24 protein-coding genes are annotated in these 26,929 nt (G+C 74.1%); 13 read left to right on the forward strand and 11 right to left on the reverse strand.

The window, feature by feature from the left end; translation table 11 throughout:
• Positions 1-436 precede the first annotated feature (436 nt).
• Complete coding sequence (locus ACZ6O5_RS12920; RefSeq protein ID WP_465976829.1) at positions 437-3,211, reverse strand: AAA family ATPase; 2,775 nt, start codon at positions 3,209-3,211, stop codon at positions 437-439.
• A 1,291-nt stretch (positions 3,212-4,502) separates the two neighbouring features.
• On the opposite strand from ACZ6O5_RS12920, the gene ACZ6O5_RS12925 reads away from it, so the two are divergent.
• On the forward strand, positions 4,503-5,894 hold the full coding sequence (locus ACZ6O5_RS12925; protein ID WP_465976830.1) for an AMP-binding protein: 1,392 nt from the start codon (positions 4,503-4,505) through the stop codon (positions 5,892-5,894).
• A gap of 51 nt (positions 5,895-5,945) precedes the next feature.
• Positions 5,946-6,611, forward strand: coding sequence for a 4'-phosphopantetheinyl transferase family protein (locus tag ACZ6O5_RS12930; RefSeq protein WP_465976831.1), 666 nt, complete (start codon positions 5,946-5,948; stop codon positions 6,609-6,611).
• Here ACZ6O5_RS12930 and ACZ6O5_RS12935 read toward each other — a convergent pair.
• Positions 6,608-8,011 (reverse strand): acyl-CoA synthetase, encoded by a 1,404-nt coding sequence (locus ACZ6O5_RS12935; protein WP_465976832.1) that lies wholly within the window; start codon positions 8,009-8,011, stop codon positions 6,608-6,610. The genes ACZ6O5_RS12930 and ACZ6O5_RS12935 overlap by 4 nt on opposite strands.
• A gap of 284 nt (positions 8,012-8,295) precedes the next feature.
• Between ACZ6O5_RS12935 and ACZ6O5_RS12940 the strand changes: the two genes are divergently transcribed.
• The 4 genes from ACZ6O5_RS12940 (at position 8,296) to ACZ6O5_RS12955 (ending at position 10,853) form a co-directional block, all read left to right on the forward strand.
• Positions 8,296-9,228 carry an ABC transporter ATP-binding protein gene (locus ACZ6O5_RS12940; protein WP_465976834.1) on the forward strand — a complete coding sequence of 311 codons (933 nt, stop codon included), beginning with the start codon at positions 8,296-8,298 and terminating at the stop codon, positions 9,226-9,228.
• Entirely contained in the window at positions 9,225-9,965 is a 741-nt protein-coding gene (locus ACZ6O5_RS12945; protein WP_343447401.1) for an ABC transporter permease, read from the forward strand. The genes ACZ6O5_RS12940 and ACZ6O5_RS12945 overlap by 4 nt, the downstream gene beginning before the upstream one ends.
• 189 nt (positions 9,966-10,154) lie before the next feature.
• The gene (locus tag ACZ6O5_RS12950) at positions 10,155-10,469 is read left to right on the forward strand and encodes a DUF5988 family protein (protein WP_465976836.1); all 315 of its coding nucleotides are present in this window, start codon (positions 10,155-10,157) and stop codon (positions 10,467-10,469) included.
• An 18-nt stretch (positions 10,470-10,487) separates the two neighbouring features.
• Positions 10,488-10,853, forward strand: a complete 366-nt coding sequence (locus ACZ6O5_RS12955) for a VOC family protein (RefSeq protein WP_465976838.1) — start codon at positions 10,488-10,490, stop codon at positions 10,851-10,853.
• A 62-nt stretch (positions 10,854-10,915) separates the two neighbouring features.
• Here the strand turns inward: ACZ6O5_RS12955 and ACZ6O5_RS12960 are convergent, their stop codons facing one another.
• From ACZ6O5_RS12960 to ACZ6O5_RS12970, 3 genes are all read right to left on the reverse strand, one after another.
• Positions 10,916-11,752 carry a glycosyltransferase family 8 protein gene (locus ACZ6O5_RS12960; RefSeq protein WP_465976840.1) on the reverse strand — a complete coding sequence of 279 codons (837 nt, stop codon included), beginning with the start codon at positions 11,750-11,752 and terminating at the stop codon, positions 10,916-10,918.
• A 144-nt stretch (positions 11,753-11,896) separates the two neighbouring features.
• Entirely contained in the window at positions 11,897-13,039 is a 1,143-nt protein-coding gene (locus ACZ6O5_RS12965; RefSeq protein ID WP_465976842.1) for a helix-turn-helix domain-containing protein, read from the reverse strand.
• Positions 13,036-13,185 (reverse strand): hypothetical protein, encoded by a 150-nt coding sequence (locus ACZ6O5_RS12970; RefSeq protein WP_465976844.1) that lies wholly within the window; start codon positions 13,183-13,185, stop codon positions 13,036-13,038. The genes ACZ6O5_RS12965 and ACZ6O5_RS12970 overlap by 4 nt, the downstream gene beginning before the upstream one ends.
• Positions 13,186-13,276: 91 nt before the next feature.
• Here ACZ6O5_RS12970 and ACZ6O5_RS12975 point away from each other — a divergent pair, with 91 nt between their 5' ends.
• Both ACZ6O5_RS12975 and ACZ6O5_RS12980 read left to right on the forward strand, forming a co-directional pair.
• Positions 13,277-14,710, forward strand: a complete 1,434-nt coding sequence (locus ACZ6O5_RS12975; protein ID WP_465976846.1) for a Tat pathway signal protein — start codon at positions 13,277-13,279, stop codon at positions 14,708-14,710.
• Positions 14,711-14,819: 109 nt separating this feature from the next.
• On the forward strand, positions 14,820-15,242 hold the full coding sequence (locus tag ACZ6O5_RS12980; protein WP_465976848.1) for a hypothetical protein: 423 nt from the start codon (positions 14,820-14,822) through the stop codon (positions 15,240-15,242).
• A 90-nt stretch (positions 15,243-15,332) separates the two neighbouring features.
• Here ACZ6O5_RS12980 and ACZ6O5_RS12985 read toward each other — a convergent pair whose 3' ends face one another.
• A complete protein-coding gene (locus tag ACZ6O5_RS12985) occupies positions 15,333-15,749 on the reverse strand; it encodes an ASCH domain-containing protein (protein WP_465976849.1) in 417 nt (138 codons plus the stop codon).
• A gap of 48 nt (positions 15,750-15,797) precedes the next feature.
• Positions 15,798-16,685: an alpha/beta hydrolase family protein gene (locus ACZ6O5_RS12990; RefSeq protein WP_465976850.1), complete on the reverse strand. Its 888-nt coding sequence runs from the start codon at positions 16,683-16,685 to the stop codon at positions 15,798-15,800.
• A 111-nt stretch (positions 16,686-16,796) separates the two neighbouring features.
• Between ACZ6O5_RS12990 and ACZ6O5_RS12995 the strand changes: the two genes are divergently transcribed.
• Complete coding sequence (locus ACZ6O5_RS12995) at positions 16,797-17,324, forward strand: GNAT family N-acetyltransferase (protein WP_465976852.1); 528 nt, start codon at positions 16,797-16,799, stop codon at positions 17,322-17,324.
• Position 17,325: 1 nt separating this feature from the next.
• Here ACZ6O5_RS12995 and ACZ6O5_RS13000 read toward each other — a convergent pair whose 3' ends face one another.
• Entirely contained in the window at positions 17,326-17,739 is a 414-nt protein-coding gene (locus tag ACZ6O5_RS13000) for an MmcQ/YjbR family DNA-binding protein (RefSeq protein ID WP_465976854.1), read from the reverse strand.
• A 163-nt stretch (positions 17,740-17,902) separates the two neighbouring features.
• Between ACZ6O5_RS13000 and ACZ6O5_RS13005 the strand changes: the two genes are divergently transcribed.
• The 4 genes from ACZ6O5_RS13005 to manD all read left to right on the forward strand — a co-directional run bounded on the left by ACZ6O5_RS13005 (position 17,903) and on the right by manD (position 22,574).
• Positions 17,903-19,018 carry a WD40/YVTN/BNR-like repeat-containing protein gene (locus ACZ6O5_RS13005; protein ID WP_281941017.1) on the forward strand — a complete coding sequence of 372 codons (1,116 nt, stop codon included), beginning with the start codon at positions 17,903-17,905 and terminating at the stop codon, positions 19,016-19,018.
• Positions 19,015-19,311 (forward strand): MoaD/ThiS family protein, encoded by a 297-nt coding sequence (locus ACZ6O5_RS13010; RefSeq protein ID WP_107156744.1) that lies wholly within the window; start codon positions 19,015-19,017, stop codon positions 19,309-19,311. Before ACZ6O5_RS13005 ends, ACZ6O5_RS13010 begins: the two co-directional genes overlap by 4 nt.
• An 81-nt stretch (positions 19,312-19,392) precedes the next feature.
• Positions 19,393-21,309 carry a beta-propeller domain-containing protein gene (locus tag ACZ6O5_RS13015; RefSeq protein WP_465976856.1) on the forward strand — a complete coding sequence of 639 codons (1,917 nt, stop codon included), beginning with the start codon at positions 19,393-19,395 and terminating at the stop codon, positions 21,307-21,309.
• 56 nt (positions 21,310-21,365) lie between these two features.
• Positions 21,366-22,574 (forward strand): D-mannonate dehydratase ManD, encoded by a 1,209-nt coding sequence (gene manD, locus ACZ6O5_RS13020; protein ID WP_465976858.1) that lies wholly within the window; start codon positions 21,366-21,368, stop codon positions 22,572-22,574.
• Positions 22,575-22,584: 10 nt separating this feature from the next.
• Here the strand turns inward: manD and ACZ6O5_RS13025 are convergent, their stop codons facing one another.
• The 3 genes from ACZ6O5_RS13025 to ACZ6O5_RS13035 are packed head-to-tail and all read right to left on the reverse strand — an operon-like array spanning position 22,585 to position 26,923.
• Positions 22,585-24,702 carry an alpha-glucuronidase gene (locus tag ACZ6O5_RS13025; protein ID WP_465976860.1) on the reverse strand — a complete coding sequence of 706 codons (2,118 nt, stop codon included), beginning with the start codon at positions 24,700-24,702 and terminating at the stop codon, positions 22,585-22,587.
• On the reverse strand, positions 24,699-25,382 hold the full coding sequence (locus ACZ6O5_RS13030; RefSeq protein ID WP_465976862.1) for a hypothetical protein: 684 nt from the start codon (positions 25,380-25,382) through the stop codon (positions 24,699-24,701). Before ACZ6O5_RS13030 ends, ACZ6O5_RS13025 begins: the two co-directional genes overlap by 4 nt.
• Positions 25,379-26,923, reverse strand: a complete 1,545-nt coding sequence (locus tag ACZ6O5_RS13035) for a GH39 family glycosyl hydrolase (RefSeq protein ID WP_465976863.1) — start codon at positions 26,921-26,923, stop codon at positions 25,379-25,381. Before ACZ6O5_RS13035 ends, ACZ6O5_RS13030 begins: the two co-directional genes overlap by 4 nt.
• Positions 26,924-26,929: the final 6 nt, after the last annotated feature.

A 26,929-nucleotide genomic window follows, 5' to 3' on the forward strand; every position in this document is an offset into this window, starting at 1 on the left:
CGACGGGGTCACCGCCGCCGGCAGGCCGCTCCGCCCGGTGTCGTCGACGACCCCTTCACCACACCCGTCGCAGACGCGAAACAGGGGTGAAGCGCACCGGGTCGCCGGCCGGGTGGACCCTGGAATCCTCCCCACCGGAGCGCGTCGTCGGACGACCGTTCCGGCTCCAGGCGAGTCTGGCATCGGCCCTGGCGTGCGACAACGGTCCCGGGACCCCACCGTTTCGGCGGTAAACCTGCGGTGTCGATGGGGCGTTAGGGGTTGCGTGGCCGTCCGGAAGGGGGGCGTCGCCCGACCGGATGACGGTGGGGTTTCGCCACGATGGACATCGGGTGACGGCCGGTCGCGCAGCTCGGATCATACGTCGGCAGGACACGGCAGGCCGAGTGGTCGGCCACGATCGGCCGGTCGGTGGTACGGGGGTGGCCGCTCGGGTTCAGCGGTCGAGCCGTAGCCGGGCGGCCAGTTCGCTGCGGGAGTTGACGTCCAGCTTGCGGTAGATCCGGGTAAGCCGCTGCTCGATGGCGCTGACGGTGAGGAACATCCGCTCGGCGATCTCCCGGTTGGTGTGCCCTTGCGCGGCCAGCGAGGCGACCCGGGACTCCGCGTCGCTGAGGCCGGTGAGCAGGATCCCGGCGTCGGAAGCCGGATCGGGCGCGGTGGTCCGGCTGCCCGAGGTGGCCCGGCCGGCCGCGGTCGGCCGCAGCACCGGGATCCCGCACTCCTCGGCGAGGACCCGCGCGGCCCGGGCCGTGCTGCGCGCCTCACGCAGGTCGCCGGCCTGCTGCTGGGCCTGGCCGAGGTCGCCGAGGGCGCGGGCCAGCTCGACCCGGTCCCCGCACTGGCGCAGCAGTCGTACCGCGCACCGCAGGTGTCGGATCCGCTCCGCGCCCTCCTGGACGGTGCCGAGCACCCGCAACGCGGCGCCCCGGTAGCGCAGGTCGGTCGGTCGGAGCCGGTCCAGCTCTTCCCGGACCACCTTCTCGGCCTGCTGCCGGCGGCCCATCCGCAGCAACGCCCGCGCCGATTCGGTCCGCCAGGGGACCAGCGGCGCCTGGTCGAGCCGCCACGAGGTCATCAGTTGCCCGCACAACTGGAAGTCGGCGAGGGCCGCCTCGGGGCTGCCCGCGGCGAGGGCGTGCACGCCCCGGGCGTGCAGGTAGTGCAGGCCGAACGGGGTCTCGAACAGCGTCGGCGGCACCGGCGTACGCAGGCAGGCCGCCGCCTCGTCCCACTCCTCGAGGCAGGTCAGCGTCCACAGCCGGATGGCCAGCGGCGCGCCGATGACGACACCCCACCCCTTCGGGGACAGCCGGTTGAGCGCCGACTCGGCGAGTTCACGCGCCCGGCGCAGGTCACCGCGTCGGCCCGCCACGGTGGCGGCGACGGCGGTGAGCAGGGCACGCGGCGTCCGGTGCCGGCGGGCGGAGGCGATCCGGTCCAGCCGGTCGCACCACTCGCCGGCCAGGTCGAGCCGGTCGGCGTAGATCATGGCGATCACCGCGCAGACAGCGCTCCACATGTTCGGCTCATCGTCCAGCCCGAGCGTCCCGAGCGTGCGCTCGGCGTTCTCCAGCGCGCCGAGGTCGCCCCGACCCAGCACGGTGTCGAGCAGGAGAACACCGCGCAGGCGGTGCCGGACCCGGGCGAGGGCGAGCGGGTCCCGGGTGGTGCCGGCCGGTGCGGCGATGCCGTCCAGCGGGACCCCGGGATAGAGCGTGGCCATCCAGCCCTTGATGATCATCAGGTCGCCGGCCGAACGCGCGTCCGCACCGTCGGCACGTTCACCGAGGTGGTGGATGAGTTCCATGGCCCGGCCGATCTGGCCGTGCCAGAGCAGGTACTGGATCGGACCGGCGGCCTGTCGGGTGTCCAGGTGGCCGGCGCGTACGGCGGTGGCGATGCCGAGCAGGTGGGGGACCGCGCCCTGCGGGTCCAGCCGCCACTCGGCGCGGGCCAGGGCGGAGCGGATCCGGGCCCGCAGGCACTCGTCGGCGCAGTCCCGGTTGGCGCGGCGCAGGTAGCGCCGGCCGGTGTCCACGTCGCCGTCGGCAAGCGCCTGTTCGCCGGCGTCGAGCAGGGTCTGCGCCATCCACGGCTCGGCCAGCTCGTCGGCGGTGAGCAGGTGCGGAGCGATCCGCGGTGGCGGGGCGCCGTCGTCGTGCAGCAGTTGGGCGGCGGCGCGGTGCAACCGGGCGCGTTCCTCCACGGTCATGCCGTCGAGCACCGCCCGGCGCACCGCCGGGTGGCGGAGACCGTCGGCGTCGACGAGACCGGCGCTGGTGGCCGCGTCGACGGCGTGCAGGTTCAGCTCGGAGGGGAGGTCGACCAGGTGGGGCAGGAGCGGGCCGTGCAGCGGCTCCTCGGTCACCGCCAACGCGCGGGCGGTCTTGAGCACCAGGTGTTCGCAGCGGTAGAGACAGCTCAGCACCGCCTCCCGGAACGCCTCGCCGGGTGTCGGCGTCTCGGCGCCGGCCGGGTGGTCGTCGGCCAGCGCGTGCACCAGCAACGGGTTTCCACCGCTGATCCGGTACGCCTCGTCGGCGATCCGCCGGGCCACCGGCGCGCCCAGCCGGTCGGCCAGGATCCGGTGTGTCCCGTCCGCGGTGAGTAGCGGCAGCCGGAGCCGGTGCAGCCGGGCCGGCTGGAGCAGTTCGGCGTAGGCGGTGGGCTGCCAGGGCCGGGTGCGCGGCGCCTCGGTCAGCACGATCAGCACCGGCAGGCCGGTGACCCGGCGGGTCAGGTGGTCGAGGCAGCGCAGCGACGGCGCGTCGGCGTGCTGGACGTCGTCGACCGCGACCACGGCGGGTGCCCGCGCGACGAGTTCCAGCAGTTCGCCGCCGATCGCGGCGGTGAGCGGGGCGAGCGCCTCCTCGTCGGCCGTCTCGCCCCAGCGCAGCACGGCCTGGTCCAGCAGCCGGCCGACGCGGTCGCGGTCGGCGTCGTCCACGGTGGCCCGCCGCACGAGTTGCCGCACCACCTCCAGCGGCACGGTGCGTTCGCTGCGCGACGCGCTGGCGCCGAGGTACGTGACCCCGGCCTCGGCGCACCGCCGGGCGAAGGACTGGAGGAGCGTGGTCTTGCCGGCGCCGACCGGCCCGGTGATCAGCGTGATCGGGCCGGGGGCGGGGGCGGGTCCGCCGGGGTGGAGCAGGCCGGCGAGCCGACCGGTCAGGACGTCGAGATGCCGGTCCCGTTCGGCCATCGTCATCGGGCGGGCCTCCGCCCGGCCGCGGCCCCCGGGCGGGCCGTGCGCCGTGGTCTCCGGTGACACCCGTTGCAGTCAGAGACCCACAAATCCTTGACCCATTCCAATTGGCGAATACCGACAACGATGGTACGACGTGGGCGTCTCATCGAACGTCGTGCCTGGTCTCACGCGTCGAAAATCCGCCGTCACCTGCGGTCCCGCAATTTGGGCGGATCGACGCGGTCCGCCTCTATCGATCCCGATTCATGGAGTGGAGTATGTCAGCCCGGCAATTGGGCGGCAAGTCGAAGGATGTAAAGGATGAGCAAACATGGCGTCGCCGCGTCGGGGGGCGACGAGGGCGACCCGGGCGGTCCGACAGCGGAAAGTCATCCGGTTCTTCCGGAACGTGACGCAGACGGTCCGACAGGGCGGTTGGTAACGTTTTCCACCCTTGCCGCTAATGCGCGTGGAGAACGGACGTCCGGCCTCGGGGGGTGGCCGCGGCGGCCGGTCGGCCGGCTCCGGCAGTCGGCACGGCGGCCCGGGTCGCGCGCCGGCTCCCCGCCCCACGGCGTGGGAGCGTTCTCGCTGTTCACCTGTTGCCGGACGGCGAGCGCGTCGGCGGGGTGCGTCGAACGGCGGCGCGATGCCGGTCGGTCCGCCCGCATGCCGCGGGCCGGCGTCGTCACCTGTCGCTCCGGCCGGTGCGTCCGGCCCGGGTCGTCGGCGCTTCGACCGTTTCTCGCCCCGGCGGTTGCCGGCCGATTCCGGCAGCCGTCGCCGCACTTTCGACCCTCGCCCAACTTGCCCGTTTCAGTCCGTCTGGAAGCCCTTTGCCGCAACTTGTTGTTAAACAAGAAATTCGCGGCGCATCGGTCCACGGAACGGCGGTAGGAAAGAGCGCAGCCCTGTCGGTAACTGCCCCGGAACGAAATAGGAATCGTTATTTCCCGGTCCTGGTTGGATGGCGCGATGGAGCGCCGGGCGCGATTCGACGGCCCGATTTCGTTCGTACCCGCGGATGCCTCGCACCATCGACCGATCAACGCGAACGACTTTCATCCGGAGGGCTCCGTCCACCCCCCACCTGCCGCTCCGGGACGGAGACACCGCGACCGGACGCGTCGTCGCGCATGTGGGGTAGGGGTTGTCCGCCGCCCGTCGGCCGCCTAATTTCGGACTGTCCGCCATGGTCGGCGGATGACAATCCGCCGCACGACGGGGGGATCGGCCACGGGCCGCGCGCCCGGGACGTGAAGGGTTCGCGCGTGATCTGCCAACCACCGCCGAGATACCGGGCCCCGGTTCGATGACGCTCCTGCCCGGGCTGCGGGGGTCCGGGGCGGACCGTTGCGACGCGCTCCGGGTCGCCGGCCGGACGCTCTCCGCCGAGGCGCTGCTGGGCTGCGCGAACGCGGTCACCGGCCGGATCCTGGGCGCCCGGGCGGTCGCGGTCGAGGCCGGCCCGAGCCTGGAGACCATGGTCGGGATCGTCGGGGCCGTCCAGGCCGGCGTGCCGGTGGTGCCGTTGCCGCCCGGCGCCGAGGCGGACGAGCGGCACCGCATCCTGCGCGAGTCCCGCGCCGACGTGTTGCTCGGCCCCACCACCACCGCCGACCCCACCCTGCCGATCGTCCCGGTGGACCTGCGGGAGCGGTCCTGGGCCACGCACCCGGACCCGCTGCCGGCCAGCGACGCGGTGATCCTCTACACCGGCGGCGTCGGCGGGCTCTCCCGCGGCGTCCGCATCTCGCACCGCGCCATCGCGGCCGACCTGGACCTGCTCGCCGCCGCTTGGCGGTGGAGCGCCGAGGACGTGCTCGTCCAGGGCGCGCCGCTGTTCCGGGCGTACGGGCTGGTGGTCGGGCTGCTCGGCGCGCTCCGGGTGGGCAGCCGCTTCGTCCACCTCGACCGGCACGCCACCGCCGGCCCGGCCGGCACCATCTACCTGGCGTTGCCCGGGCAGTGGGCGCGCATCGCCCGGGACGCGCCCCGGGCCCGGACGCTGTCCCGGGCGCGCATGCTGGTCTCCGGCGACGCCCCGCTGGCGCCCGCCGTGGGCGAGCGGCTGCGGCTGTTGACCTCCCACCATCCGGTGGAGGGGTACGGCACCACGGAGACGCTGATCGTGCTCACCGGTCCGGCCGGCGCCCCGGTCACCACGCTGCCCGGCGTGCAGACCCGGGTCCTGGACCATGCCGGCCGGCCGGTGGCCGCCGACGGTGACGCGGTCGGTGAACTGAGCGTCCGGAGCCCGACGATGTTCAGCGGGTACGCCGACCGGCCCGGGTCGGCGCCACCGGTCGACGGCTGGCACCCCACCGGCGACCTGGCCACCGTGGACCCGGCCGGCCGGCACCGCATCCTCGGCCCGGAGGGCATCGGCGTGGTGCGCTGCGGCGGCCAGCCGGTGCCGACCCGGCAGGTCGAGGAGGTGCTGCTCACCCACCCCGGCGTGCACGACGTGGCGGTGGTCGGCGCGCCGCACCGCACGCTCGGCGAGCAGGTCGTCGCGTACGTCGTCGCGGCGGCCGGGCTCACCGCCCAGGCGCTCATCGACCACGTCGGCCGGCTGCTCTCGGCCGCGGCCCGGCCCCGCCGGGTGCACTTCGTCGACGAGTTGCCCCGCGGCGCGCAGGGCCGGGTCCGCAAGTCGCTGCTGATCCGGCGGAGCGGACAGCACCCCGTACGCGACCCCTGACCACCGCCCGCGGGTCGGACGGAACGGCGGACACGCCCTACCATCCGGGGCGTGATCGAGCGGATCCTGCCGCCGGCCGTGGTGGTGGAGGAGTGCTTCACCGACCCGGTCGGGCTGCGCCTGCACCCGGCCGAGGAACACGTCGTCGCGAACTCGGTGGCGAAACGCCGTCAGGAGTTCACCACCGTCCGGCACTGCGCCCGCCGGGCGCTGGCCCGGCTGGGCCTGCCACCGGCGGCGATCCTGCCCGGCGTGCGGGGCGCGCCCGGCTGGCCGGCCGGCGTCGTCGGCAGCATGACCCACTGCGACGGCTACCGCGGCGCCGCCCTCGCCCGCGCCGCGACGGTCGGCAGCGTCGGCGTGGACGCCGAACCGCACGCGCCGCTGCCCGACGGGGTGCTGGACGCGATCGCGCTGCCCGCCGAACGCACCCGGACCGCCGCGCTCACCGCGGCCCACCCCGGGACCTACTGGGACCGGCTGCTGTTCAGCGCGAAGGAGTCGGTCTACAAGGCCTGGTTCCCGCTGACCGGCCGCTGGCTGGACTTCGCCGAGGCGGACATCACGGTCGACCCGGCCGGCACGTTCACCGCCCGACTGCTGGTGCCCGGCCCGCGACTCGGCGGCGTGGAGCTGACCGCGTTCGACGGCCGGTTCCTGGTGGAGCGGGGTCTGGTGCTCACCGCCGTCACCGTCCCGGCGGCCCCGCGACGCTAGGTCAGCCGGCTCTTCTGCACCTTGCCCATGGCGTTGCGGGGCAGCGCGTCGACCAGCCGCACCTGCCGGGGCCGCTTGTGCACGGAGAGCTGCCGGGCCACGAAGTCGATCAGCTCGGCCTCGCCCAGCCCGTCCCCGACCACGTACGCGGTGACCTGCTGGCCCAGATCCGGGTGCGGGGTGCCGACCACCGCCGCCTCCCGGACCCCGGGGTGCGCCAGCAACGCGTCCTCCACCTCACCCGCGCCGATCCGGTACCCCCCGCTCTTGATCAGGTCGGTGGCGGCCCGGCCGACGATCCGGTGGGCGCCGTCCGGGCCGACCGTCGCCACGTCACCGGTGCGGAACCAACCGTCCGCGGTCCGGGCCGCCGCGTCGGCGTCCGGCCGGTTCAGGTAACCGTCGAAGAGCGTGTCGCCGCGAACCTGGAGTTCGCCCATGGTCTCCCCGTCGGCGGGCAGCGGCGTGCCCCGCTCGTCGACCACCCGGGTGCGCACCCCGGGCAGCGGCACCCCCACCGTGCCCGGCCGTCGGGGCCCGTCCGCCCGGGCGCTCACCGTGATCAGGGTCTCGGTCATCCCGTACCGCTCGACCGGGCGGTGGCCGGTCAGCTCGGTGAGCGCGGTGAAGACCGGCTCGGGGAGCGCGGCGCTGCCGGACACCAGCAGCCGGGCGCCGCGCAGCGCCCGCGCCGCCGCCGGCTCCGCCGCGATCCGCGACCAGATCGTGGGTACGCCGAAGTAGAGCGAGCCGGCGGCAGCCGCGTACCGGTCGGGGCGGGGCCGGCCGACGTGGTGCAGCCGGCTGCCGATCCGCAGCGGGCCGAGCACGCCGAGCACCAGCCCGTGCACGTGGAACAGCGGCAGGCCGTGCGCCAGCACGTCGTCCGGCGTCCAGGCCCAGGCGTCGGCGAGCCCGTCCAGGCAGGCGGCGACCGCGCGGCGGGACAGCACCGCGCCCTTCGGCGCGCCCGTGGTGCCGCTGGTGTAGAGGATCAGCGCGGTGGTCGCCGCGTCCGGCTCGCGATGCCGGGTGTCCGAGCGGCGGGTCAGGTCCACCGGCAGGGCCGGCGGCCCGGCGGGACCGTCGACGGCCGGCGTCCCGGGCGTCGTCAGCAGCACCTCGGCGGCGGAGTCGCGCAGCACGTGGTCGCGCTCCACCGGCCCGGCGTCCGGCGGCACCGGCACCACCGCCGCGCCGGCCAGCAGCCCGCCGACCACGCCGACCACGGTCTCCAGGCTCGACGTGGCGGGCACCGCGACCCGGCGGACCCCGTGCAGGTCGTCGGCGACCGCGGCGGCCGCCCGGCGCAACTCCACCCAGGACAGTGCCCGGTCGTCGACCCGGACCGCGTCCGGTCGCTCGTCGGTGGACCGGTCGAGCCAGCTCAGCAGCGGCACGGGCGCCCCTCTCGCGATTCGCCGCCGGCGGCGGCGCACCGACCGTAACCGGGCCGCCCCGGGGCCGGCCACCCCCTGTCGTCACCGGGTCCGCCGACACGCCGGGTGACCGTCCGACACCCCTGGCGACGGGCCGTACACCCCCGATTCATCGGCCGATGGGTTGAACCGCGTCTCGGTTGCCCGGATGATGGGCGGCGTCGGCCCGCCGCGCGGGTCGCCCCCGCCCTCACCGACGCCGCGACTCGCCGGCGGCACCCGTACGCGACGGAGGATCCCGCCAGATGCCGGTCATCGAAGTCGAGCACCTGCACAAGAGGTACGGCGACAAGGTGGCGGTCGACGACGTCTCGTTCAGCGTGGAGCAGGGCGAGATCTTCGGGGTGCTCGGCCGCAACGGCGCCGGCAAGACCACCACCGTGGAGTGCGTACAGGGCCTGCGTCGCGCCGACGGCGGCACGGTGCGGGTGCTCGGGCTCGACCCGATCCGGGACCGCACCGAGGTGCGCCAGCGGGTCGGCGCCCAGCTCCAGGAGAGCCAGCTCCCCGACAAGCTGCGGGTACGGGAGGCGCTGGACCTCTACCGGTCCTTCTACCGCAACCGGGCCGACATCGACGAGCTGCTGGCCGACCTCGGGCTGGCCGAGCAGCGCAACACCGCGTTCCACAAGCTCTCCGGCGGCCAGAAGCAGCGCCTGTCGGTGGCGCTGGCGCTGGTCGGCCGCCCCGAGATCGCCATCCTCGACGAGCTGACCACCGGGCTGGACCCGAAGGGCCGGCGCGACACCTGGGACCTGGTCGAGCGGATCCGCGACCGGGGCGTGACGGTTGTGCTGGTCACCCACTTCATGGCCGAGGCCGAGCGGCTCTGCGACCGGCTCGCGCTCATCGACGCCGGTCGGGTGGTCGCCATCGACACGCCGGCCGGGCTGATGTCCCGGGTGGACGCCGAGCACCGGGTGCACTTCCGCGCGCTCGACCACCTCGACGACGCGCTGCTGTCCGCGCTGCCCGAGGTCAGCTCCGTGCGCCGGGACGGCGACGAGGTCACCGTCACCGGCCCCGAGCAGGTGCTCCAGGCGGTGCTGTCGGCGCTGACCGAGCGCAAGATCCGCTACGCCGGCCTCCGGGTCGAGCAGCCCACCCTGGACGACGCGTTCGTCTCCCTCACCGGCCACCCGGCCACCCCGCCGGCGCTCGACGGAAGGTCATCGTGAACGCCCTGTCCAAGCTCGTCGCCGTCGAGGCCAAGCTGTTCCTGCGGGAGCCGGTCTCGCTGTTCTTCGTCTTCGCGCTGCCGCTCGGCCTGATGTTGGTGTTCGGCCTGCCGCAGCGCGGGGCTCCCCAGGAGGCGACCCCCGGGCAGCACGGCGAGCAGACGTTCCTGCCGTCCATCGCGCTCTCCCTGACGATCGGGATGCTGGCGCTGTTCACGCTGCCGATGGCGCTGGGCATCTACCGGGAACGCAAGGTGCTGCGCCGGCTGGCCACCACCCCGGTCAGCCCGGCGTTGCTGCTCATCGCCCAGGTGGTGGTCAACCTGGCCATGGGCGTGGCCGGCGCGGTGGTCACCGCGGTCGGCGTACGTTTCCTGCTGGACCAGCCCGCGCCGGCCAACGTGCCCGGTTTCGTGCTGGCCTTTCTGCTCGGGGTGGCCTGCCTGTTCGCGATCGGCCTGCTCATCGCCGCGCTCGCCCCGTCGGCGCGGTCGGCGCAGTCCATCGGGCCGACGCTGTTCTTCCCCCTGCTGTTCCTGGCCGGGGCCTGGCTGCCCCGCGACCAGATGCCCACCGTGCTGGCCCGCATCGGGGAATACTCGCCGCTGGGCGCCACCGTGGACACCCTCTCCGCCGCGTGGGCCGGGCAGAGCCCGTCCGTGTCGCAGCTGCTCGTGCTGGCCGGCACCGCCATCCTGGGCTGCCTGCTCGCCACCCGCCTGTTCCGCTGGGAGTAGGGCCTGCCGGCCCCCGCTAGGGGGCGGCTAAGGGTACGTCGGCGGTGTGATCTGGATTACGTTCGAGTCGCACGGGAGATCGCCGCACGGTCCGCCCCGGCGGAACCGGCGGCGATCCGCCCCGCGCTCGTGCGCGGCGCCCGCGGCGCGCGCACGGCGAGGCGGAACACGAACGACGGAGGTCGTGCCATGACAGCTTCTTCCGATCCCGCCCCGGCCGTCCGGACGGCGACGTCCTTCGTCAACGGTGACGACCGGACCGCCTGGCCGCTGGCGGCCCCCCAGATAGGCACGGACGCCGCCGGCATCGTCGAGGCGGTGCTGGAGGGCGGGCCGGCGACGTTGCCGGTCGAGCTGCGCAACCACCGGGTGTCCCCGGTGGAATCCAAGATCAAGGTACGGCACTACGGGGGCTACGAGCACTTCGAGCGGGATCCGGCCGGCGTCGTCGACGGCACGCCGGCGGTCTTCCGCTGGACCGGCCGAACCCGTATCGCGGAGTGAACGAGAGGCGGTAACGCGATGGGCGTCGGGGATCCGCGCAACGGTGCGCACCTGACGGTGACCGACGTCGCCACGGTGACCGCGTTCTACGCGGCGGTCTTCGAGGCGGTGCCGGTGCAGCGGGAGTGTCTGCTGGACGGTCGCGTCCTGCACGCCGAACTGGTGGTCGACGGCCACCGGCTGACGGTCAGCGAGTGGTCCGACGGCCCGGGTGACCCGGGCGGTCCGGGTGGCCCGCTGCCGCTCGCGCCGGCCGATCCGCACCAGCTCGTGCAGCGGGCGCTGGCGGCCGGTGCCACGCTCGAACCCACAGGTGGCGGCCCGCCGGTGGGCGTGGTGTTCCGGGACCCGGCCGGCCTGCGCTGGGCGGTGCCCGGCCCCTAGGTGCCCGACGACGACGAACGGCCCCGCCCGATGGGCGGGGCCGTTCGTCGTGTCCGCGAGGATCAGCGCCGCAGCGTCGACCCGAGGCCGCCGCCGCTGCGCCGCCGGTGCTGCCAGTAGAAGTCCCGCCGGGCGCCCTGCGGGAAGCCGGGCTGCCACGGCTTGACCGGGCCGGCGGTGTGGATGATCGACGAGTCGGTGAGCTTGCCGCCGAACTCCGGCTCCCGTCGCCAGGCCATCAGGTCGTTCCACCGCCACGGCAACCGCAGCCAGTTGGCGTGCACCGCGAAGTTGAGCGCGTCCTGGTCCGGGTAGCGGGACTCGTGCGCGTGCCGACGCAGGTAGTCCAGCGACACCTCGCTCACCTCGCACTCCTTCCAGCGCGGCACGTCGATCAGCAGCACGCCGGAGTTGAAGTAGAGCGCGTGCGGGTCGAGGTGGTCGTAACTCGACAGGCCGGGGATGCCGCCCATGTCCAGCAGCCGGCGGTTGAACGGGTCCCGCACCCCGCCGAGCGGCACCCCGCCCATGTCCACCTCGAACAACGGCTTGAGGCTGTTCAGGCACATCGTGTCGCAGTCCAGGTAGAGCACCCGGCGCACGTCCGCCGGCAGCGCCGCCGGGACCAGCAGCCGCAGGTACATCGCCGGTGACAGGTACGCCATCAGCGGGTCGCTGCCCTTCGACAGGTTCACCTGCGCGGCGTCCACCCGGAGGAACTCCACGGTGGCGTTGGGCCCGGCGATGCGGGTGAGCGTGTTCCGGGCGCTCGCCGGCACGTCGTCGGCGGCCACCAGCCAGTACCGGAGCGTCTCGCCCGGGTTCGACTCGGCGACTGTCGACATGACGACCGCGGCGTGCGCCGCGTACGCGTTGTCAAAGGTCAGGGTGAGGTCCACGGGTGCTCTCCTTCGCGGCGGTGCGTGAGCGCAACGTCGAGAAAAGTAGCCGTGGAATTGTCGGCCCGGCAAGGAATGCGCATTCGCTCAGGGGGTTCGGCAAAACAACCCCTGAATTCGCCCCTCAATTCCACCCGGTCCGGGTCAGCGGGTGAGACCGATCATGGCCGCGATCCGGGCGACGTCGGCCGCCGTCGGGTCGCACCGGGCTATCTCGGCGACGAGGGTACGCGCGACCGGCCGGCAACGGACCTCGGCGGGAGCGATCCGATCGGCTTCGACCAGCGCCCGGGCGGCAGCGGTGAGATCGCCGGTGCCGAGGTGGGCGCGCGCGGCGTCGACGAGGTGCGCGGCGCGGTGCTCGACCGGCAGCCGGGACCATCCGCCGGCACGGATCGCGCTCTCGTGCCGAGCCACCGCTTCGGTGCTATCGCCGATTTCGAGGGCGGTCAGGAAGCGGGCCAGCAGCACGGCTGTGGGATTGAACGCGGTGTGGTGCGGGTCGTCGTCGGTGGCGCAGCGGTCGGCGAGTGCGGCGGCGCGGTCGGTCAGGTCGTCGGCGTGCCGGCGGTCGCCGTAGCCGGCGGCGAGGCCGGCCTGAAGCAGCAGCGTTCCGCGTACCGCATCGTGGGTCGTGGTGTCGGCGGCGGCACGGGCGGCGGTGAGCGCGAGGCGGTGCCGACCCAGCGCGCGCAGTGCCTGGGTGACGGCGATGGTGGCGGTGGCGGCGTGGGTGGGGTTGCCGGCGGCGGTGACGGCGCGGTCCGCGGCGAGCCAGGCGAGGTCCGGTTCGCCGAGCTTGACCAGCACCGAAGCGGTGATCCGGTAGGCGGGTACCAGCAGGTCGCGGTGGCCGTGGGCGGCGTCGAGCAGGGAGGGCAGGACGCGCAGAAGTTGGGCGTAGTGGGCATGCTGGTAGGTGAGCCAGGCATGGGCGACGTGCGGTGCGACCTGGTCCGCCGGCACCGGCGTGGGGGGACGGCGGTGATAGCGGGCGAGGGCGGCGCGCACCGCCTCGACCCCGTCCAGCCGGGTTTCCGCTGCCGACGGTGGCCGGTGAGGGCCGAGCAGGACCGCCGGGTCCAGGCGGAGCACCTCGGCGATCTCCTGGATCACCGAGTAGCGGTCCAGCGCGCGTACGCCGCGTTCGACCTTGTCGACCCAGCTCTTCGACTTGCCGAGCCGGTCGGCGAGCATCTGTTGGGTCATCCGGCGGCGGACCCGCCAGCGGGCCACGCGGCGTCCGATCGGCATCTCGTCGGTGTCGAGCAGCCGCCGGCCGGTCACCGGTCGCGCTCCGCCGGTGGGTAGCTGGCCAGCGTGGACGCTCCGCAGCGCGGGCACCACCGAGACTTCACCCGGAAGGCGAGCAGCCCGAGCAGGAGCCCGGGCACCAGCCCACCGAACACGACCGACGCGACCACGGAGACCATCTGCGCTCACCTTCTGTGTCATAGGTTCTACCTACAGTGAAGGGGCCGCGTTGATGGCCGGTAGCCCGACCGGCCACCGGGCATGTGGAACGTGTGGAACACCGACATGGTGGGAGGCCAGCGAATGGCGCGGTCACCGAAGCAGCGCAACGAGAAACTACGAGCGGCGATCAGGGAGTGCCAGTGGTCGTACGACGCCTGCGCCGCTGCGGTTCGCGCCGTCGCCCGCGAGGACGGTGAGCATCTGTTCTCCTGCGACCGATCCCACGTCGGGCACTGGGTTGCCGGTGTGAAGCCCAGTGGCAGCAGTGCCCGATATCTGGCCGAGGCGATCTCCCGCCGGCTCGGTCGAGTGGTCCGACCAACCTGTCTCGAACTGCTCAAGAGCGGTAGCCTTGAGTCCGAGGTGGGCGGCCTGGACTGGCGCGGACATGCGCCGGTCATCGATCTTCTCACGGTCGGGAGGGCCGACGTGGAGCGACGAGCGTTCGGGCGTACCGCGCTCTACTCATTGGCGGCGTTGGCCGTCCCCCTCGACTCCTGGCAGGAGATCGCGGACCGTGGGCGACGGGCGCAGGGCGGAGGCATCGCCGTGGGTCGCGGTGAGATCGACGCCGTACGAAACATGCTGACCGTGTTCAGCACGGCGGACGAGCGGTTCGGGGGAGGGCATGCGCGCCTCGCCGTGGTGCAATACCTCGTCTCCGACGTCGCTGACTATCTCCGCGGCGGCTTCTCCTCGGACGGCGACCGTCGGGCCATGTTCAGCGCTGCTGCCGAGTTGACCTACCTGGCCGGCTGGAAGGCTTTCGACTCGTCACTTCACGGGCTCGCCCAGCGCTACTACGTGCAGTCGCTGCGCCTGGCGAATGAGGCTGACGATCGGGCGCTCGCCAGTTTCACCCTGCGGGCGATGGCACATCAGGCCGTCGACCTCGGCCACGCACAGGAAGCCCTGCAACTGGCCAACTCGTCCCTGGAATGGTCGAAGGGCCGGGCAACGCCGGCGGCAACGGCGCTCTTCACGGTCCTCACCGCGCGAGGGCACGGCGCGACGGGCGACAAGGTCCGCACGTCAGCGGCGATCACCGCAGCCGAGGCATCGCTCGCGGCCGCCTCGCCCGACGACGAGCCGGCATGGATCAGGACCAGCGGATTCACCGAGACATCCCTCGCCAGCCAGGCCGGCCAGGCCCTCCGGGATCTTGGCGATCTCCCGGCGGCCGAAGCCCAACTGAATCGGTCGATCGCCACCCGGAACACCACGGCGTACCGGCGCACCCACGCACTCACCCTGGCCAACCTCGCCGACGTGCAGTGCGCCCGGGGTCGGCTACGGGAGGCGACCGAGAACTGGCAGCACACCATGGACGCGATGGCCGGCGTCCGATCCGGTCGAGCCCGCACCGCCGTGACGAACATCCGAACCCGCCTCAGCAGCTTCGGACCCCGCCTTCCCGCGCACGCGAGGAAGCTCGATCAGCGGGCTGCCGCGTTCCTCCGCGCCGAGGCCCCCGCCCACTGACGTGCGGCGCCGCCGCGAAGCAGCCTGCACCGGGTCGATGCCCCCGACATCAGAAGGCCACCGAGCGGGAAGGTGACCGGGTCCTCGGCGGCGCGGTTAAAGTGCACCCATGTCCGTCGATGCCCTGCCCGACCGTCCTCCGCTGGCACGCACCGTCGCGACGGCGCAGGTGGCGCTGGTTGTCGCGTTCCTCACCGTTGCCGCGCTCTGGCTGGGCCGGATGGTGTCGGCCGACGCGGGCCCGGCCGAGCTGCGCACCGGCGCGTACGACCCGAAGGATCTGGTGCCGTTCGGCATGCACGGCTGGAACCCGTTCATGTGGCTCTACGGCCTCACCGCGCTGCTCTACCTCGCCGGGTTGGCCAGCCCGCTGCTGGCCGGCTACGGCGTGGTGCTGCTGGCCCGGGACCGGCGGTCGCTGCCGCGCGGGCTGCGGGTGCTGCTGCTGGCCGGCGTGGTGGCCGGTGCCGTGGTGACCGTCCTGCGCTTCACGCCGGTCGGGGCGGACATGCAGGCGTGGTGGCTCGACTGAGCGGCATCGGCCCGCCCACCACCGGGTTGTGGGTGCGTGTGTTGTCGCCAGAGCGACGACAACTGCACCCACAGCGGGCTGAGCGTGCCGTCACAGCGTCTCGACGAGGCGGAAGCGCTCCAGCACGGCGGGCGTGTCGTCGTCGATCGTGAACGTGGGTTCGCCGAGCCACCCCCGGTAGTCGTCGCCGTGCCAGTAGTCCTCGTGGCCGGCGCGCCAGGCGGCGACCGACGTGTAGCCCTCGCCCTCGTCCCGGGCGTGGTCGAGGTCCACGTCGCCGATCCGGGCCACGCGGACCTCGACCAGCTCGATCACGGCCACCGGCCGGCCGGCGGAGTCGATCACCGCGAACCGGCTGCCGACGGTCGGCAGCGGCTCGCCCTCGATCTCGTTGTCCTGAAGCAGCCCGGTGGTGCTGGTCTTGGTGCCGTTCAGCACGGCGGCGACCAGTTGGTCACGCAGCGGGCCGGGGAAGGCGAACTCGTACGGGGGCAGCTCGGCGGTCATGGCGCGCAGCGTAGCCGCGTCGCGGGTCGGCGGCGACGCGGTTTCAGCTCACGCCCGAGGGGAGCCGGCCGGCAGCCGCCGGTCGAGCCAGTCGAGCAGCACGGCCTCGTAGCGCGGGCTGACGGCGGCCAGTTCGTCGCGCCCGTCGAGGGTGGGCGCGTGGTCGCAACCGGGCAGCCGGGTCACGGTCAGGTCGGCGTCGTGGGCCGCCCGTCGCCACACCGCGATGCTCTCCTCGATCGGCACCCACCCGTCGGTTTCGCCGTAGCAGAGCAGCACCGGGCCGGCGAGCCGGGCGAACACCGGCGCCGGGTCGAAATCCATGTCGGCCCAGGTGCCCGGCCGCTCGGACAGCTCGCGGGGGAGGAACGCCAGCGGGAACCAGGGCCGCGACAGCGCGGCCGTCAGCGCCGCCTGCGCGGTCGGGCGCGGCACGTCGCCGCGTTGGAACCCCTCGGCGACCTCGCGCAACCGGGTCAGCTCGGCCACGTCGGCCGGCCCGTAGCCGTGCCGGCGTAGCTGCTCGGCGGTGCCGTAGCGCATCTGCACGGCCGGGCTGACCCCGCTGCACGAGACCAGGATCAGGAAGTCGACGGGGTGCGCGGCGGTGGTGACCGCCGCCGCCCAGGCCCCCTGGCTGAAGCCCCACAGCCCGACCGGCGCGGGGCCGACGTGCCGGCGCAGCACGGTCACCGCGGCGGCGGCGTCCTCGGCCTGGTCGGCGAGCGGCACGTCGCGGCCGTCCATCCGGGGGCGGCGGTCGTAGCGCAGCACCGCGACGCCGGCCGGCGGCAGCAGCCGGGCGAGGTGCCGGTAGAGGAAGTGGGACCGCTGGTCGGCGTGCGAACCGTGCAGCACCACCAACCCGCCCCGGACCGGCCCGGCCGGCAGGTCGAGCGTCGCCGGCCGGCCCGACGCGCCGATGGTCGTCTCCACGCCGGCAGTCAACCACGCCGCGCCGGCCCCGGCCGTCCCGTGCCGCCGGGTGCGTCGCGCACCCGCCTGCGTACGCTGGCGGGGTACGCCGCGCCGACCGTGGAGAGCACGATGACCAGCACCACGACCCGTACCGCAGGACCCGCCGACGTGCCCGCCCTGGTCGACCTGATCGAGTCGGCCTACCGGGGGGACCGGGCCCGGGCCGGGTGGACCCACGAGGCGGACCTGCTCGACGGCCAGCGCACCGACCCGGAGATGGTGGTCGCGGCGGTGACCGGTCCGGCCGGCGTGGTGCTGCTGGCGGAGCGGGACGGCGCGCCGGTCGCCTGCTGTCAGCTGGAGCGCCGGGACGACCACGCGTACTTCGGCATGTTCGCCGTCGCGCCCGGTCACCAGGGCGGCGGGCTGGGTCGGGAGCTGCTGGCCGAGGCCGAGCGGTACGCCCGGGAGCGCTGGCACGCCGGTGAGTTGCGGATGACCGTGATCGTCCAGCGCGACGACCTGATCACCTGGTACGAGCGGCGCGGCTACGCCCGCACCGGCGAGTTGAGCCCGTTCCCCTACGGCGACGAGCGCTTCGGTGTGCCGCGTCGCCCGGACCTGGCGTTCGAGACGCTGTGCAAGAAGCTCGGCTGACTCAGCCCGGCGGCCGGTCGACCCGGGCGGCCAGCTTCCTCGGCGCCCGCAGGCAGTAGCTCTCGGTGAGCAGCTCGGCGACCTCGGTCCAGTCCGTCGTGTCGTCGAGCGCCATCCCGACCACGTCGGCGCCCCAGCCCGGCGCGAAGAACGGCGGACCGGCGGCGAGCAGCCCGGCGATCTCGTCGCCGGGCGCGCGGAACGTCAGCACGCTGAGCGGTTCGTCGGTCGCGGTGGCCCGCGCGACGGCGGCCGGGTGGTCGGGGCCGACGGTGTACGCGTGGGCGAACGTGCGGGTGCGGATCCGCCAGCGCAGGCCCACCCAGGCCGGCTCCTCGTGGGTCTCCGGCAGGCCGAGGCAGACCGGTCGCAGGCGGTCGAGGTGGTCGGGTGGGACGTCTCCGGGGGCGGTCACGCGCGCAGGTTAACCACTCCCACCGACAACCCGGACGGCCGGCGCGGCGTCCTTGCCGCCGCCGGTGGGGCCGTCGATTGTCGTAGGCGGGGAGTAGAACACCGATGAGTCTCGACGCGATCCGTGGTCATAGCTGCTGCACCTGCGGACAAAGGATGAGGATATGAGCATAGTTCGAGTGCTTGTCGGCACGCGCAAGGGCGCGTTCCTGCTGACGTCGGACGAGCGGCGCCGCGACTGGACGGTCGACGGCCCGCACTTCGGCGGCTGGGAGATCTACCATCTGACCGGCTCCCCGGTCGCTCCGGACCGGCTCTACGCGTCCCAGTCCGGCGGCTGGTTCGGGCAGCTCATCCAGCGTTCGGACGACGGCGGCCGGAGCTGGGCCCCGGTCGGCAACGACTTCGCCTACGCCGGGGACGTCGGCGAGCACCTCTGGTATGACGGCACGCCCAGGCCGTGGGAGTTCAAGCGGATCTGGCATCTCGAACCGTCCCGCCACGACCCCGACACGGTGTACGCGGGCGCGGAGGACGCCGCGCTCTACGTCTCCACCGACGGCGGCGAGAAGTGGACCGAGCTGACCGCGCTGCGCCAGCACCCGAGCGGTCCCGGCTGGCAGCCCGGCGCGGGCGGGATGTGCCTGCACACGATCATCCTGGACCCGGTCCACCGGGACCGGATCTACGTGGCGATCTCGGCGGCGGGGGCGTTCCGCAGCGACGACGGCGGCGCGAGCTGGCTGCCGATCAACAAGGGGCTGCGGTCGGCGGAGATCCCCGACCAGGATTCGGAGACCGGCCACTGCGTGCACCGGCTGGCCCAGCATCCGTCCCGGCCCGACACCCTGTTCATGCAGAAGCACTGGGACGTGATGCGCACCGACGACGCCGGTGGGAGCTGGCGCGAGGTCAGCGGCAACCTGCCGTCGGATTTCGGCTTCCCGATCGCGGTGCACGCGCACGAGCCCGAGACGATCTACGTGGTGCCGATCACCAGCGACTCGCTGCACTACCCGCCGGACGGCCGGTTGCGGGTCTACCGCAGCCGCACCGGCGGCGAGCACTGGGAGCCGCTGACCGAGGGCCTGCCGCAGTCGCACTGCTACGTCAACGTGCTGCGGGACGCGATGGCGGTCGACACGCTCGACGAGTGCGGGATCTACTTCGGCACCTCCGGCGGGCAGGTCTACCACTCGGCGGACGCCGGCGACAGTTGGGCGCCGATCGTGCGCGACCTGCCGCCGGTGCTCTCCGTCGAGGTGCAGGTGCTGCCGTGATCCGGGTCGTGCTGCCGGCCCACCTGAAGAACCTGGCGCACGTCACCGGCGAGGTGCGCGTCGAGGTGGCCGGCCCGCCCACGCAGCGCGAGGTGCTCGACGCGCTGGAGGCCGCGTACCCGATGCTGCGGGGCACGATCCGCGACCGGCACAGCGGCGCGCGCCGCCCGTTCGTCCGCTTCTACGCCTGCGAACGGGACCTGTCCCACGAGCCGCCGGACGCGCCGCTGCCCGAGGAGGTGGTCGTCGGCAAGGAGCCGTTCATCGTGCTCGGGGCGATGGCCGGGGGCTGAGTCGCCGCGTCCGGGAACCGCGTCCGGAGCGGCCACGTCTGAGGGTCCATGACTGGTGGCAGATCCCGAACCGTCGGCTGGATGACGGTCGTCGCGCTGACCCTCGCCGGCTGCACCGCCGCACCGTCGGCCGCGCCGCCGCCCCGGGACCGGGGCGGGTCGGCCGGCGGGCTGCGGTTGGTCGCGTTCGACTCCTGCGAGCAGGCGTTGCGGCAGCTCCGGGCCGCGGCGCGGCCGGCCGTCGGTCCGTGGGGCGTCGGACCGGACGGGGACGCCATGCCGCTTGCCGCCGCCGAGCGGGTCGACGGACCGGCCGCCGCGAAGGACGCGGCGAGCGCGCCCACTGCCGGTTTCTCCGGCACCACCGTGCACGAGGCCGGTGTGGACGAACCGGACCTGGTCAAGACCGACGGCCGGCGGATCGTCACGGTGACCCGGGGCGTGCTGTCCGTGGTGGATCCGGCGAGCCGCCGGCTGACCGGCCGGCTGGCGATCGACCCGACGGTGGGGGAGCGGTTCGCCGGGGGTGACATCAGCCTGCTGCTGCACGGCGACCGGGCGCTCGTGCTGCTCCCGGCCCGGTGGGTGGTCAAGTCCGCCGCGGCGAAGGGGCGGCTCGCCCCGGACGAGCCGCAGGCCCGGCTGGTCCTGGTCGACCTCGCCGGGGCGCCGCGGATCCTCGGCGACTACCGGATCGACGGCAGCATGGTCGACGCGCGGCAGGTCGGGGCGAGCGCCCGGGTGGTGGTGCGCTCCACACCCCGGCTGGCCTTCCCCGCACCGGGCCGAGGCAGCGACGCGCAGCGGACCGCCGCCAACCGCGCCGTCGTCGACCGGGCCACGATCGACGACTGGCTGCCCCGGTACGAGGTGCGCGAGGGCGGCCGCACCGCCACCGGGCGGGTGGACTGCGACCGGGTGAGCCGGCCGGCCGGCTTCTCCGGCACCGCGATGGTGACCGTGCTCAGCTTCGATCTCGGCGCGTCCACGCTCGGCACCGGCGACCCGGTGACCGTCGCGGCCGACGGCGAGACGGTCTACAGCAGCGGTCCTCGGCTCTATCTCACCAACGACCAGCGCCGGCGGGTGTCGGTGGCGTCGCCGGGCGGGGCGGACGGCGGCACCGAGATCTACCAGTTCGACCTGACGGGGCGCACCCCGCGTCACGTCGCGTCCGGCTCGGTGCCGGGCTGGCTGATCAACCAGTACGCCTTGTCCGAGTGGGACGGCCACCTGCGGGTGGCCACCACCACCGGGGACCGGTGGGGCCGCGGGGATCGCTCCACCTCCGGCGTCTACGTGCTGCGGCCCGACGGCCCGACGCTCACCCGGGTCGGTCAGGTCACCGGGCTGGGTCGGGGCGAGCGGATCTTCGCGGTGCGGTTCCTCGGCCCCACCGGCTACGCGGTGACGTTCCGGCAGACCGACCCGCTGTACGCGGTGGACCTGCGGAACCCTTCCGCGCCCCGGGTGACCGGCGAGCTGAAGATCAACGGTTACTCGTCGTACCTGCATCCGGCCGGGGACGGCCGACTGCTCGGGGTCGGGCAGGAGGCGACCGACCGGGGGCAGGTCCTGGGCACCCAGGTGTCGCTGTTCGACGTCGCCGACCCGGCCCGGCCGACCCGGATCGCCCGGCACCACGTCGCGCAGGGCTGGTCCGACGCGGAGGCCGACCCGCACGCGTTCCTCTACTGGGCGCCGGAGCGCCTGGTGGTGCTGCCGGTGAGCCGGCCGGGCGTGGTCACCGACCGGGCCGGCGGGACGGCCGGCCGGGCCGCGCCGGCCACCGGGATGCTGGCGCTGCGGGTCGGCGACGACGGGTTCACGGTGGCCGGCACGATCGACCATCCGCCGTCGCTGGGCGACGGTGCGGAGTGGACGCCGGTCCGCCGGTCGCTGGTGGTCGACGGGGTGCTCTGGACCGTCTCCGACACCGGCCTGAAGGCGACCGCCCCGACCACCATGCGGACGGTGGCCTGGGTGCCGACGACCTGACCGCCCGGCGGGCCGTCGGCCCGCCGCGACCATGGATGTCTGTTAATGTCCTGATGGTGAGGATCGTCGATGCTCGGGTCATCCTGACCTGCCCCGGCCGTAACTTCGTCACCCTCAAGGTGGTCACCGACGAGGGCGTCACCGGGGTGGGCGACGCCACCCTCAACGGTCGGGAGCTGGCCGTCGCGTCCTACCTGCGCGACCACGTGGTGCCGCTGCTGATCGGCCGCGACCCGGCCCGCATCGAGGACACCTGGCAGTACCTCTACCAGGGCTCCTACTGGCGACGTGGGCCGGTCACGATGAGCGCGATCGCGGCGGTGGACACCGCGCTCTGGGACATCAAGGGCAAGGTCGCCGGGCTGCCGGTCTACCAGTTGCTCGGCGGCCGGTCCCGCGACGGCGTCACCGTCTACGGCCACGCCAACGGCGAGAGCGTCGACGAGGTGCTGGCCGAGGTGGCCCGCTACGTCGACCTCGGCTACCGCGCGGTACGCGTGCAGTGCGGTGTGCCCGGCCTGCCCCGCACCTACGGCGTCAGCGCCGACAAGATGTTCTACGAGCCGGCCGACGCCGCGCTGCCCAGCGAGACCACCTGGTCCACCGAGGCGTACCTCGCCCATGTGCCGGGCGTGTTCGCCCGGGTCCGGGACGAGTTCGGCCCCACCCTGCGGCTGCTGCACGACGTGCACCACCGGCTCACCCCGATCGAGGCGGCCCGGCTCGGCCGCAGCCTGGAGCCGTACGCGCTGACCTGGATGGAGGATCCGGTCCCGGCCGACCTGCCGGAGGGCTTCCGGCTCATCCGCCAGCACACCACCACCCCGATCGCCGTCGGTGAGGTGTTCACCAGCATCTGGGACGCCGCCCAGCTCATCCGGGAACAGCTCATCGACTACGTCCGCGCCACGGTGGTGCACGCCGGTGGGCTCACCCACCTGCGGCGCATCTTCGACCTCGCGGCGCTGCACCACGTCCGCAGCGGCTCGCACGGGGCCACCGACCTGTCGCCGGTCTGCATGGCCGCCGCGCTCCACCTCGACCTGGCCATCCCGAACTTCGGCCTCCAGGAGTACATGCGGCACACCGACGAGACCGACTCGGTCTTCCCGCACGGCTACCACTTCGCCGACGGCTACCTGCACCCCGCCGAGACGCCCGGCCTCGGGGTGGACATCGACGAGGCGGCGGCGGCCCGGTTCCCGTACGCGCCGGCCTACCTGCCGGTGAACCGGCTGACCGACGGCACGGTGCACCCGTGGTGACCGCGCCGGGTCACCAGATGCGGCGACCGTACGCGTCCGGCACCCCGGACTTGCGGAAGAAGTAGGTGTTGATCTGGTCCCGCCACTGGATGGCGCTGCGGACCTGCTCGTCGAGGCGCTCGGCCACCCGTTCGTGCAGCGCCGGTTCGACCAGGCCGGCGAGCCGACGCCACCGCTCGCGCATCGCCTCGACCTGCTCGACGCCGGCGAAGTGCGTGTCGTAGATGTGCTGGATCACCGTACGGCCGCTGTGCAGCACGTGGTCGTAGGGGACGTGGTGGAAGAAGAGCAGCAGCTCGTCCGGGCACCGCTCGCGTGACTCGTACACCTCCGACCAGGGTTCCGGGTACTGGCCGGTGAACCCGGTCCCGGTCGCCCGGGTGCGGTCCACCCCGACGCCGTCGCGGTCGGCGAAGTGGTAGGTGCCCCAGGCGGTGTACTCGTAGCCGTCCACGTCGGGCCCGTAGTGGTGCCCGGGCCGCACCATGAAACCGACACCCAGCGGCGCGGTGTACCGCTCGTAGCCGCGCCAGGAGTCGTCCATGATCTCGTGCAGCGTCCGCCGCAGCAGGTCCGGGTCGGGCGTCGTGGCCGGCGGCCACGTCAACCCGATCCACTCGTCGAGCACCACGTCGGGCGCCAGGCGGGGGTCCCAGGCGAGCCGCCCCACGGCGTACAGGTTGGCCTGGGCCAGCGGGTGCCCGGTCCAGAACGGGTCGTCCCCGGTGCTGGCCACCGCGGCCAGGCCGCCACCGCGCGCGCCGGCCACCACGTCGGCGACCGTGCCGGCGTCGCCCCGGGGCGCGAACCGCAGCACCTCGCTCCAGCAGGGGCCGAGCCAGCAGACGTGCCGCTGCTGGCCGGTGTACTCCTGCGTCACCTGCACCTCGACCGCCATCCGGGTGGCCGGCATGGCCAGCAGCAGCGGCGACACCGGCTCGCGGACCTGGAAGTCCACCGGGCCGAACTTCACCTGGACGATCACGTTGTCGGCGAAGTGCCCGTCCAACGGGGTGAAGTGGTCGTACGCGGCCCGGGCCCGGTCCGTCGACCGGTCCCGCCAGTCCTGGTGGTGGTCGTAGACGAACGCCCGCCAGTGCACCACGCCGCCGTGCGGCGCGAGCGCGGCGGCCAGCAGGTTCGCCCCGTCAGCATGGTCGCGTCCGTAGGTGAACGGGCCGGGCCGGCCCTCCGAGTCGGCCTTCACCAGGAAGCCGCCGAAGTCCGGGACGCGCGCGTACACCCGCTCCGCGGCGGCGGCCCACCAGGCCCGCACCCGCTCGTCGTGGGGGTCGGCGGTGGGCAGGCCGCCGAGCACCACCGGGGCGGCGAACGTCACCGCCAGGTGCACCCGCACGCCGTACGGGCGCAGCACGTCCGCGATCTCCGCCACGTCGCCCAGCCGGTCGGTCAGCAGCCGCGCCTCGGTGTCGTGCACGTTGACGTTGTTCACCGCGATCGCGTTGATCCCGGCGGCGGCGAGCAGCCGCCCGTAGTCCCGGATCCGGGCCGTGTCCCGCCGCGCCGCGCCGTCGCGCCAGAAGATCGAGCCGCCGGCGTAGCCGCGCTCGACCTGACCCGACACCGGGTGCACGGCCACGTTGTCCCAGTGGTCGAGCATCCGGCGGGACAGCGCCGGGCCATGCCGCCGCGCCGGACGGTCGACGTCGAACGCCGCCGCGCCCAGCCGGACCACGTGGAACAGCCCGTACAGCAGGCCGGCCGGCGCGTCGGCCAGCACCACCGTCACGCCCGCCGACCGGGCGGTCAGGAACCCCTCGTCGCCGAGCGTGCCGTCGCCCCGGCCGTTCACCGCCGGCGTGGCGGCGAGGCGGACCGCCTCCGCGGTCGCGTTCGCCAGCGGACCGGCGTCGCGCAGCGCGAGCACCAGGTCGGCGTCGACGTCCCAGGACGGGGAGCGCCACACCCGGCCGCCGTATCGGGCGCAGGCCCGCGTCACCTCGTCCAGCACGGTGTCCACCAGCGGGCCGGAACCGTGCACCAGGACGCCCCGGGTGCCGAGCGCCCGGAACGCCTCCGGCGGCAGCCAGGCGGCGTGCCAGGTGGTGGTGTCCACCGGCCGCGGCTCCGCGCCGCTCGCCGGGTCGTCCGTGGCAGCGGTACTCACGTGGTGAACTCCCTCCGGATCACGTCGATCATCGGGTCGCCGATCCGGAGCAGCGCCAGCACGCCGACCGCGCCCAGGAGCGCGAGCACCGCCTCGGAGAAGACGGCGGTGACGCCGGCGGCGGCGCCCAGCAGGACGATGTTGCCGACCGTGACGCCGGGCGTGCGGATCAGGAAGTACCCGGCCAGCCGGACCACGTCGCGGGTGCGGAACGCGAACAGCGAGACGATCACCAGGGCGTTGGTCCCGACCAGCGTGACGCCCGCCCCGACCAGCGCCAGCGGCACCGCCCACCAGGCCGGCACGGCCGCGGCCGGCAGGTGGGCCAGGTTCACCGCGATGAGCGTCAACCACGCCAGCGTCGGCACCCAGACCCGCAGCACGCCCGGCAGGTTGGCCCGGTAGGCGCGCCGGAACGCGGCGGCGGGCCGCAGGTCGGTCAGGTCCCGGCGCTGGTGACGCAGGGCGTGCAGCGCGGCGGAGACGGCCGGCCCGACCGGCAGCAGGCAGACCGCGACCAGCGGCAGGTTGCTGGCGTCCCGGTCGAGCAGCACCAGCGCGACCAGCCCCGGCACGGTGGTGAGCAGGAGCAGCAGCTCCACGACGAGCAGGATGTGCACGGCCGCGGCGGCCCGCGACAGCGGCCCGTCGCCGAACTCCCGCCGGCCGGGCCCGCTCACCACGGCTCCGCCCCTGTCGGGGCCGGCTCACCGGTCGGGTCGAGCAGCCGCCCGTCGTCCCACGGCGGCGTCTCGTCCACCACCGGCGTGAGTTCGACGAGCGTCACCTCGTGCCGGGCGAGCGTGAGGTCGACGTCGGCCCGCCCGGCGGTGACCGGCAGGGCCCGGTGGCCGCGGGCCGGCTCGGCGGCCTCCCGCAGCGCGTCGAGCTGCCGGGGGCGGGGCGAGCGCGGGCTGCCCATCTCCCGCCAGGCCGCCCGGACGTTGCCGGCCTCCTCGCTCACCGACGAGCGGAGCTGGAACGCCGAGGTGGTGCCCGGCGGGCCGAGCGGGACCGACAGCGCCAGGGTGTGCCGCGCCGGCGCCGCCGCCCGGCCGGTGACGTCGACCGGCGCCCAGGCCAGCACCGCGACCCGACCGTCCGGGTGCCGGGTGACCAGGTGGTCCGGCCCGCGGGCGAGCACCTCGCCGCCGAGCCGCGCCATGAACGCGTACAGGTGGTAGGTGGGTTTCTTGAGCTGCCGGTGGGCGAGCAGGCCGAAACCGCCGTGCAACGGCGCGGTCGGCACACCCACCTCCTCGAACACGTCGCTGAACGTCCAGTAGGAGAACGAGTCGACCAGGTCCCCGCCGCCGGCCAGCACCGGCGCGAGATAGGCGGCGTGGAACGCGGTGTCGTGGACCGGGTTGTCCGGCCGGTAGGAGGAGTTGAACTCGGTGATGTGCACCGGCCGGTCCGCCAGCGCGGTCCCGGCCAGGTGGCGGCGCGGCGCGGCGAACTGCTCCAGCAGCTCCGCCGCCGGGGCCAGGGTCTGGTGGGTGCCGAACGGCACGTGCCGGGCCGGGCCGGAGGTGTACGCGTGGCGGCTGACGAAGTCGACGGGCACGTCGCGGGCGGCGACGAACTCGGCGAACGGCGCCAGCCACTCGTCCGCGCCGGGGGAGATGGCCGGGCCGCCGACCTGGAGCGAGGCGTCGACGTCCTTGACCGCGTGCGCCGACACCTCGTACAGGCGGTGGTAGGCGGCCTGGTCGGCGTCGCGCCAGAAGTCGGGCAGGTTGGGTTCGTTCCACACCTCGATGGGCCAGCCGCGCACCTCGGCCAGGCCGTACCTGTCGACCAGGTGGGCCACCGTGGCGCGGACCAGGTCGCCCCACTCGGGGTACGAGCGGGGTGGCGTGACGTTGCCCCGCCACCAGAACACGGTCTGGTCCCCGGAGGCGAGCGCCGACGGCATGAAACCCAGCTCCACGAAGGGCCGGACGCCCCGCTCCAGGTAGGCGTCGACGACCTGGTCGACGTACGTGAACGCGTGCCGCACCCGGCGCTCGCCCCGGTACTCGTACGGCTGGTGCACGCCGACGCCGTCGCTGAACAGGCCGTGGCCGCGGATGTGCCGGAACCCGATGTCGCGCTGCACGAGCGCCAGCGAGTCCTGGTGGTCCCGGCGCAGCGCCAGGTCGAACCGCCCGGTGCCCACGCAGGCCCGCCAGGCGTCGGTCAGCCGGCCGACGGGCCGGTCGGGGACGATCTGGCGCATCGCCGG

It is taken from the genome of Micromonospora sp. NPDC049201, from assembly GCF_055586805.1.

What these genes read in the sequence shown, in the direction of transcription:
- ACZ6O5_RS12920 (WP_465976829.1), bottom strand. Translation starts at nt 3,211, where the DNA reads ATGACGATGGCCGAACGGGACCGGCATCTCGACGTCCTGACCGGTCGG.
- ACZ6O5_RS12925 (WP_465976830.1), top strand. Translation starts at nt 4,503, where the DNA reads ATGACGCTCCTGCCCGGGCTGCGGGGGTCCGGGGCGGACCGTTGCGAC.
- ACZ6O5_RS12940 (WP_465976834.1), top strand. Translation starts at nt 8,296, where the DNA reads ATGCCGGTCATCGAAGTCGAGCACCTGCACAAGAGGTACGGCGACAAG.
- ACZ6O5_RS12950 (WP_465976836.1), top strand. Translation starts at nt 10,155, where the DNA reads ATGACAGCTTCTTCCGATCCCGCCCCGGCCGTCCGGACGGCGACGTCC.
- ACZ6O5_RS12955 (WP_465976838.1), top strand. Translation starts at nt 10,488, where the DNA reads ATGGGCGTCGGGGATCCGCGCAACGGTGCGCACCTGACGGTGACCGAC.
- ACZ6O5_RS12970 (WP_465976844.1), bottom strand. Translation starts at nt 13,185, where the DNA reads ATGGTCTCCGTGGTCGCGTCGGTCGTGTTCGGTGGGCTGGTGCCCGGG.
- ACZ6O5_RS12980 (WP_465976848.1), top strand. Translation starts at nt 14,820, where the DNA reads ATGTCCGTCGATGCCCTGCCCGACCGTCCTCCGCTGGCACGCACCGTC.
- ACZ6O5_RS12985 (WP_465976849.1), bottom strand. Translation starts at nt 15,749, where the DNA reads ATGACCGCCGAGCTGCCCCCGTACGAGTTCGCCTTCCCCGGCCCGCTG.
- ACZ6O5_RS12995 (WP_465976852.1), top strand. Translation starts at nt 16,797, where the DNA reads ATGACCAGCACCACGACCCGTACCGCAGGACCCGCCGACGTGCCCGCC.
- ACZ6O5_RS13005 (WP_281941017.1), top strand. Translation starts at nt 17,903, where the DNA reads ATGAGCATAGTTCGAGTGCTTGTCGGCACGCGCAAGGGCGCGTTCCTG.
- ACZ6O5_RS13015 (WP_465976856.1), top strand. Translation starts at nt 19,393, where the DNA reads ATGACGGTCGTCGCGCTGACCCTCGCCGGCTGCACCGCCGCACCGTCG.
- ACZ6O5_RS13035 (WP_465976863.1), bottom strand. Translation starts at nt 26,923, where the DNA reads ATGCGCCAGATCGTCCCCGACCGGCCCGTCGGCCGGCTGACCGACGCC.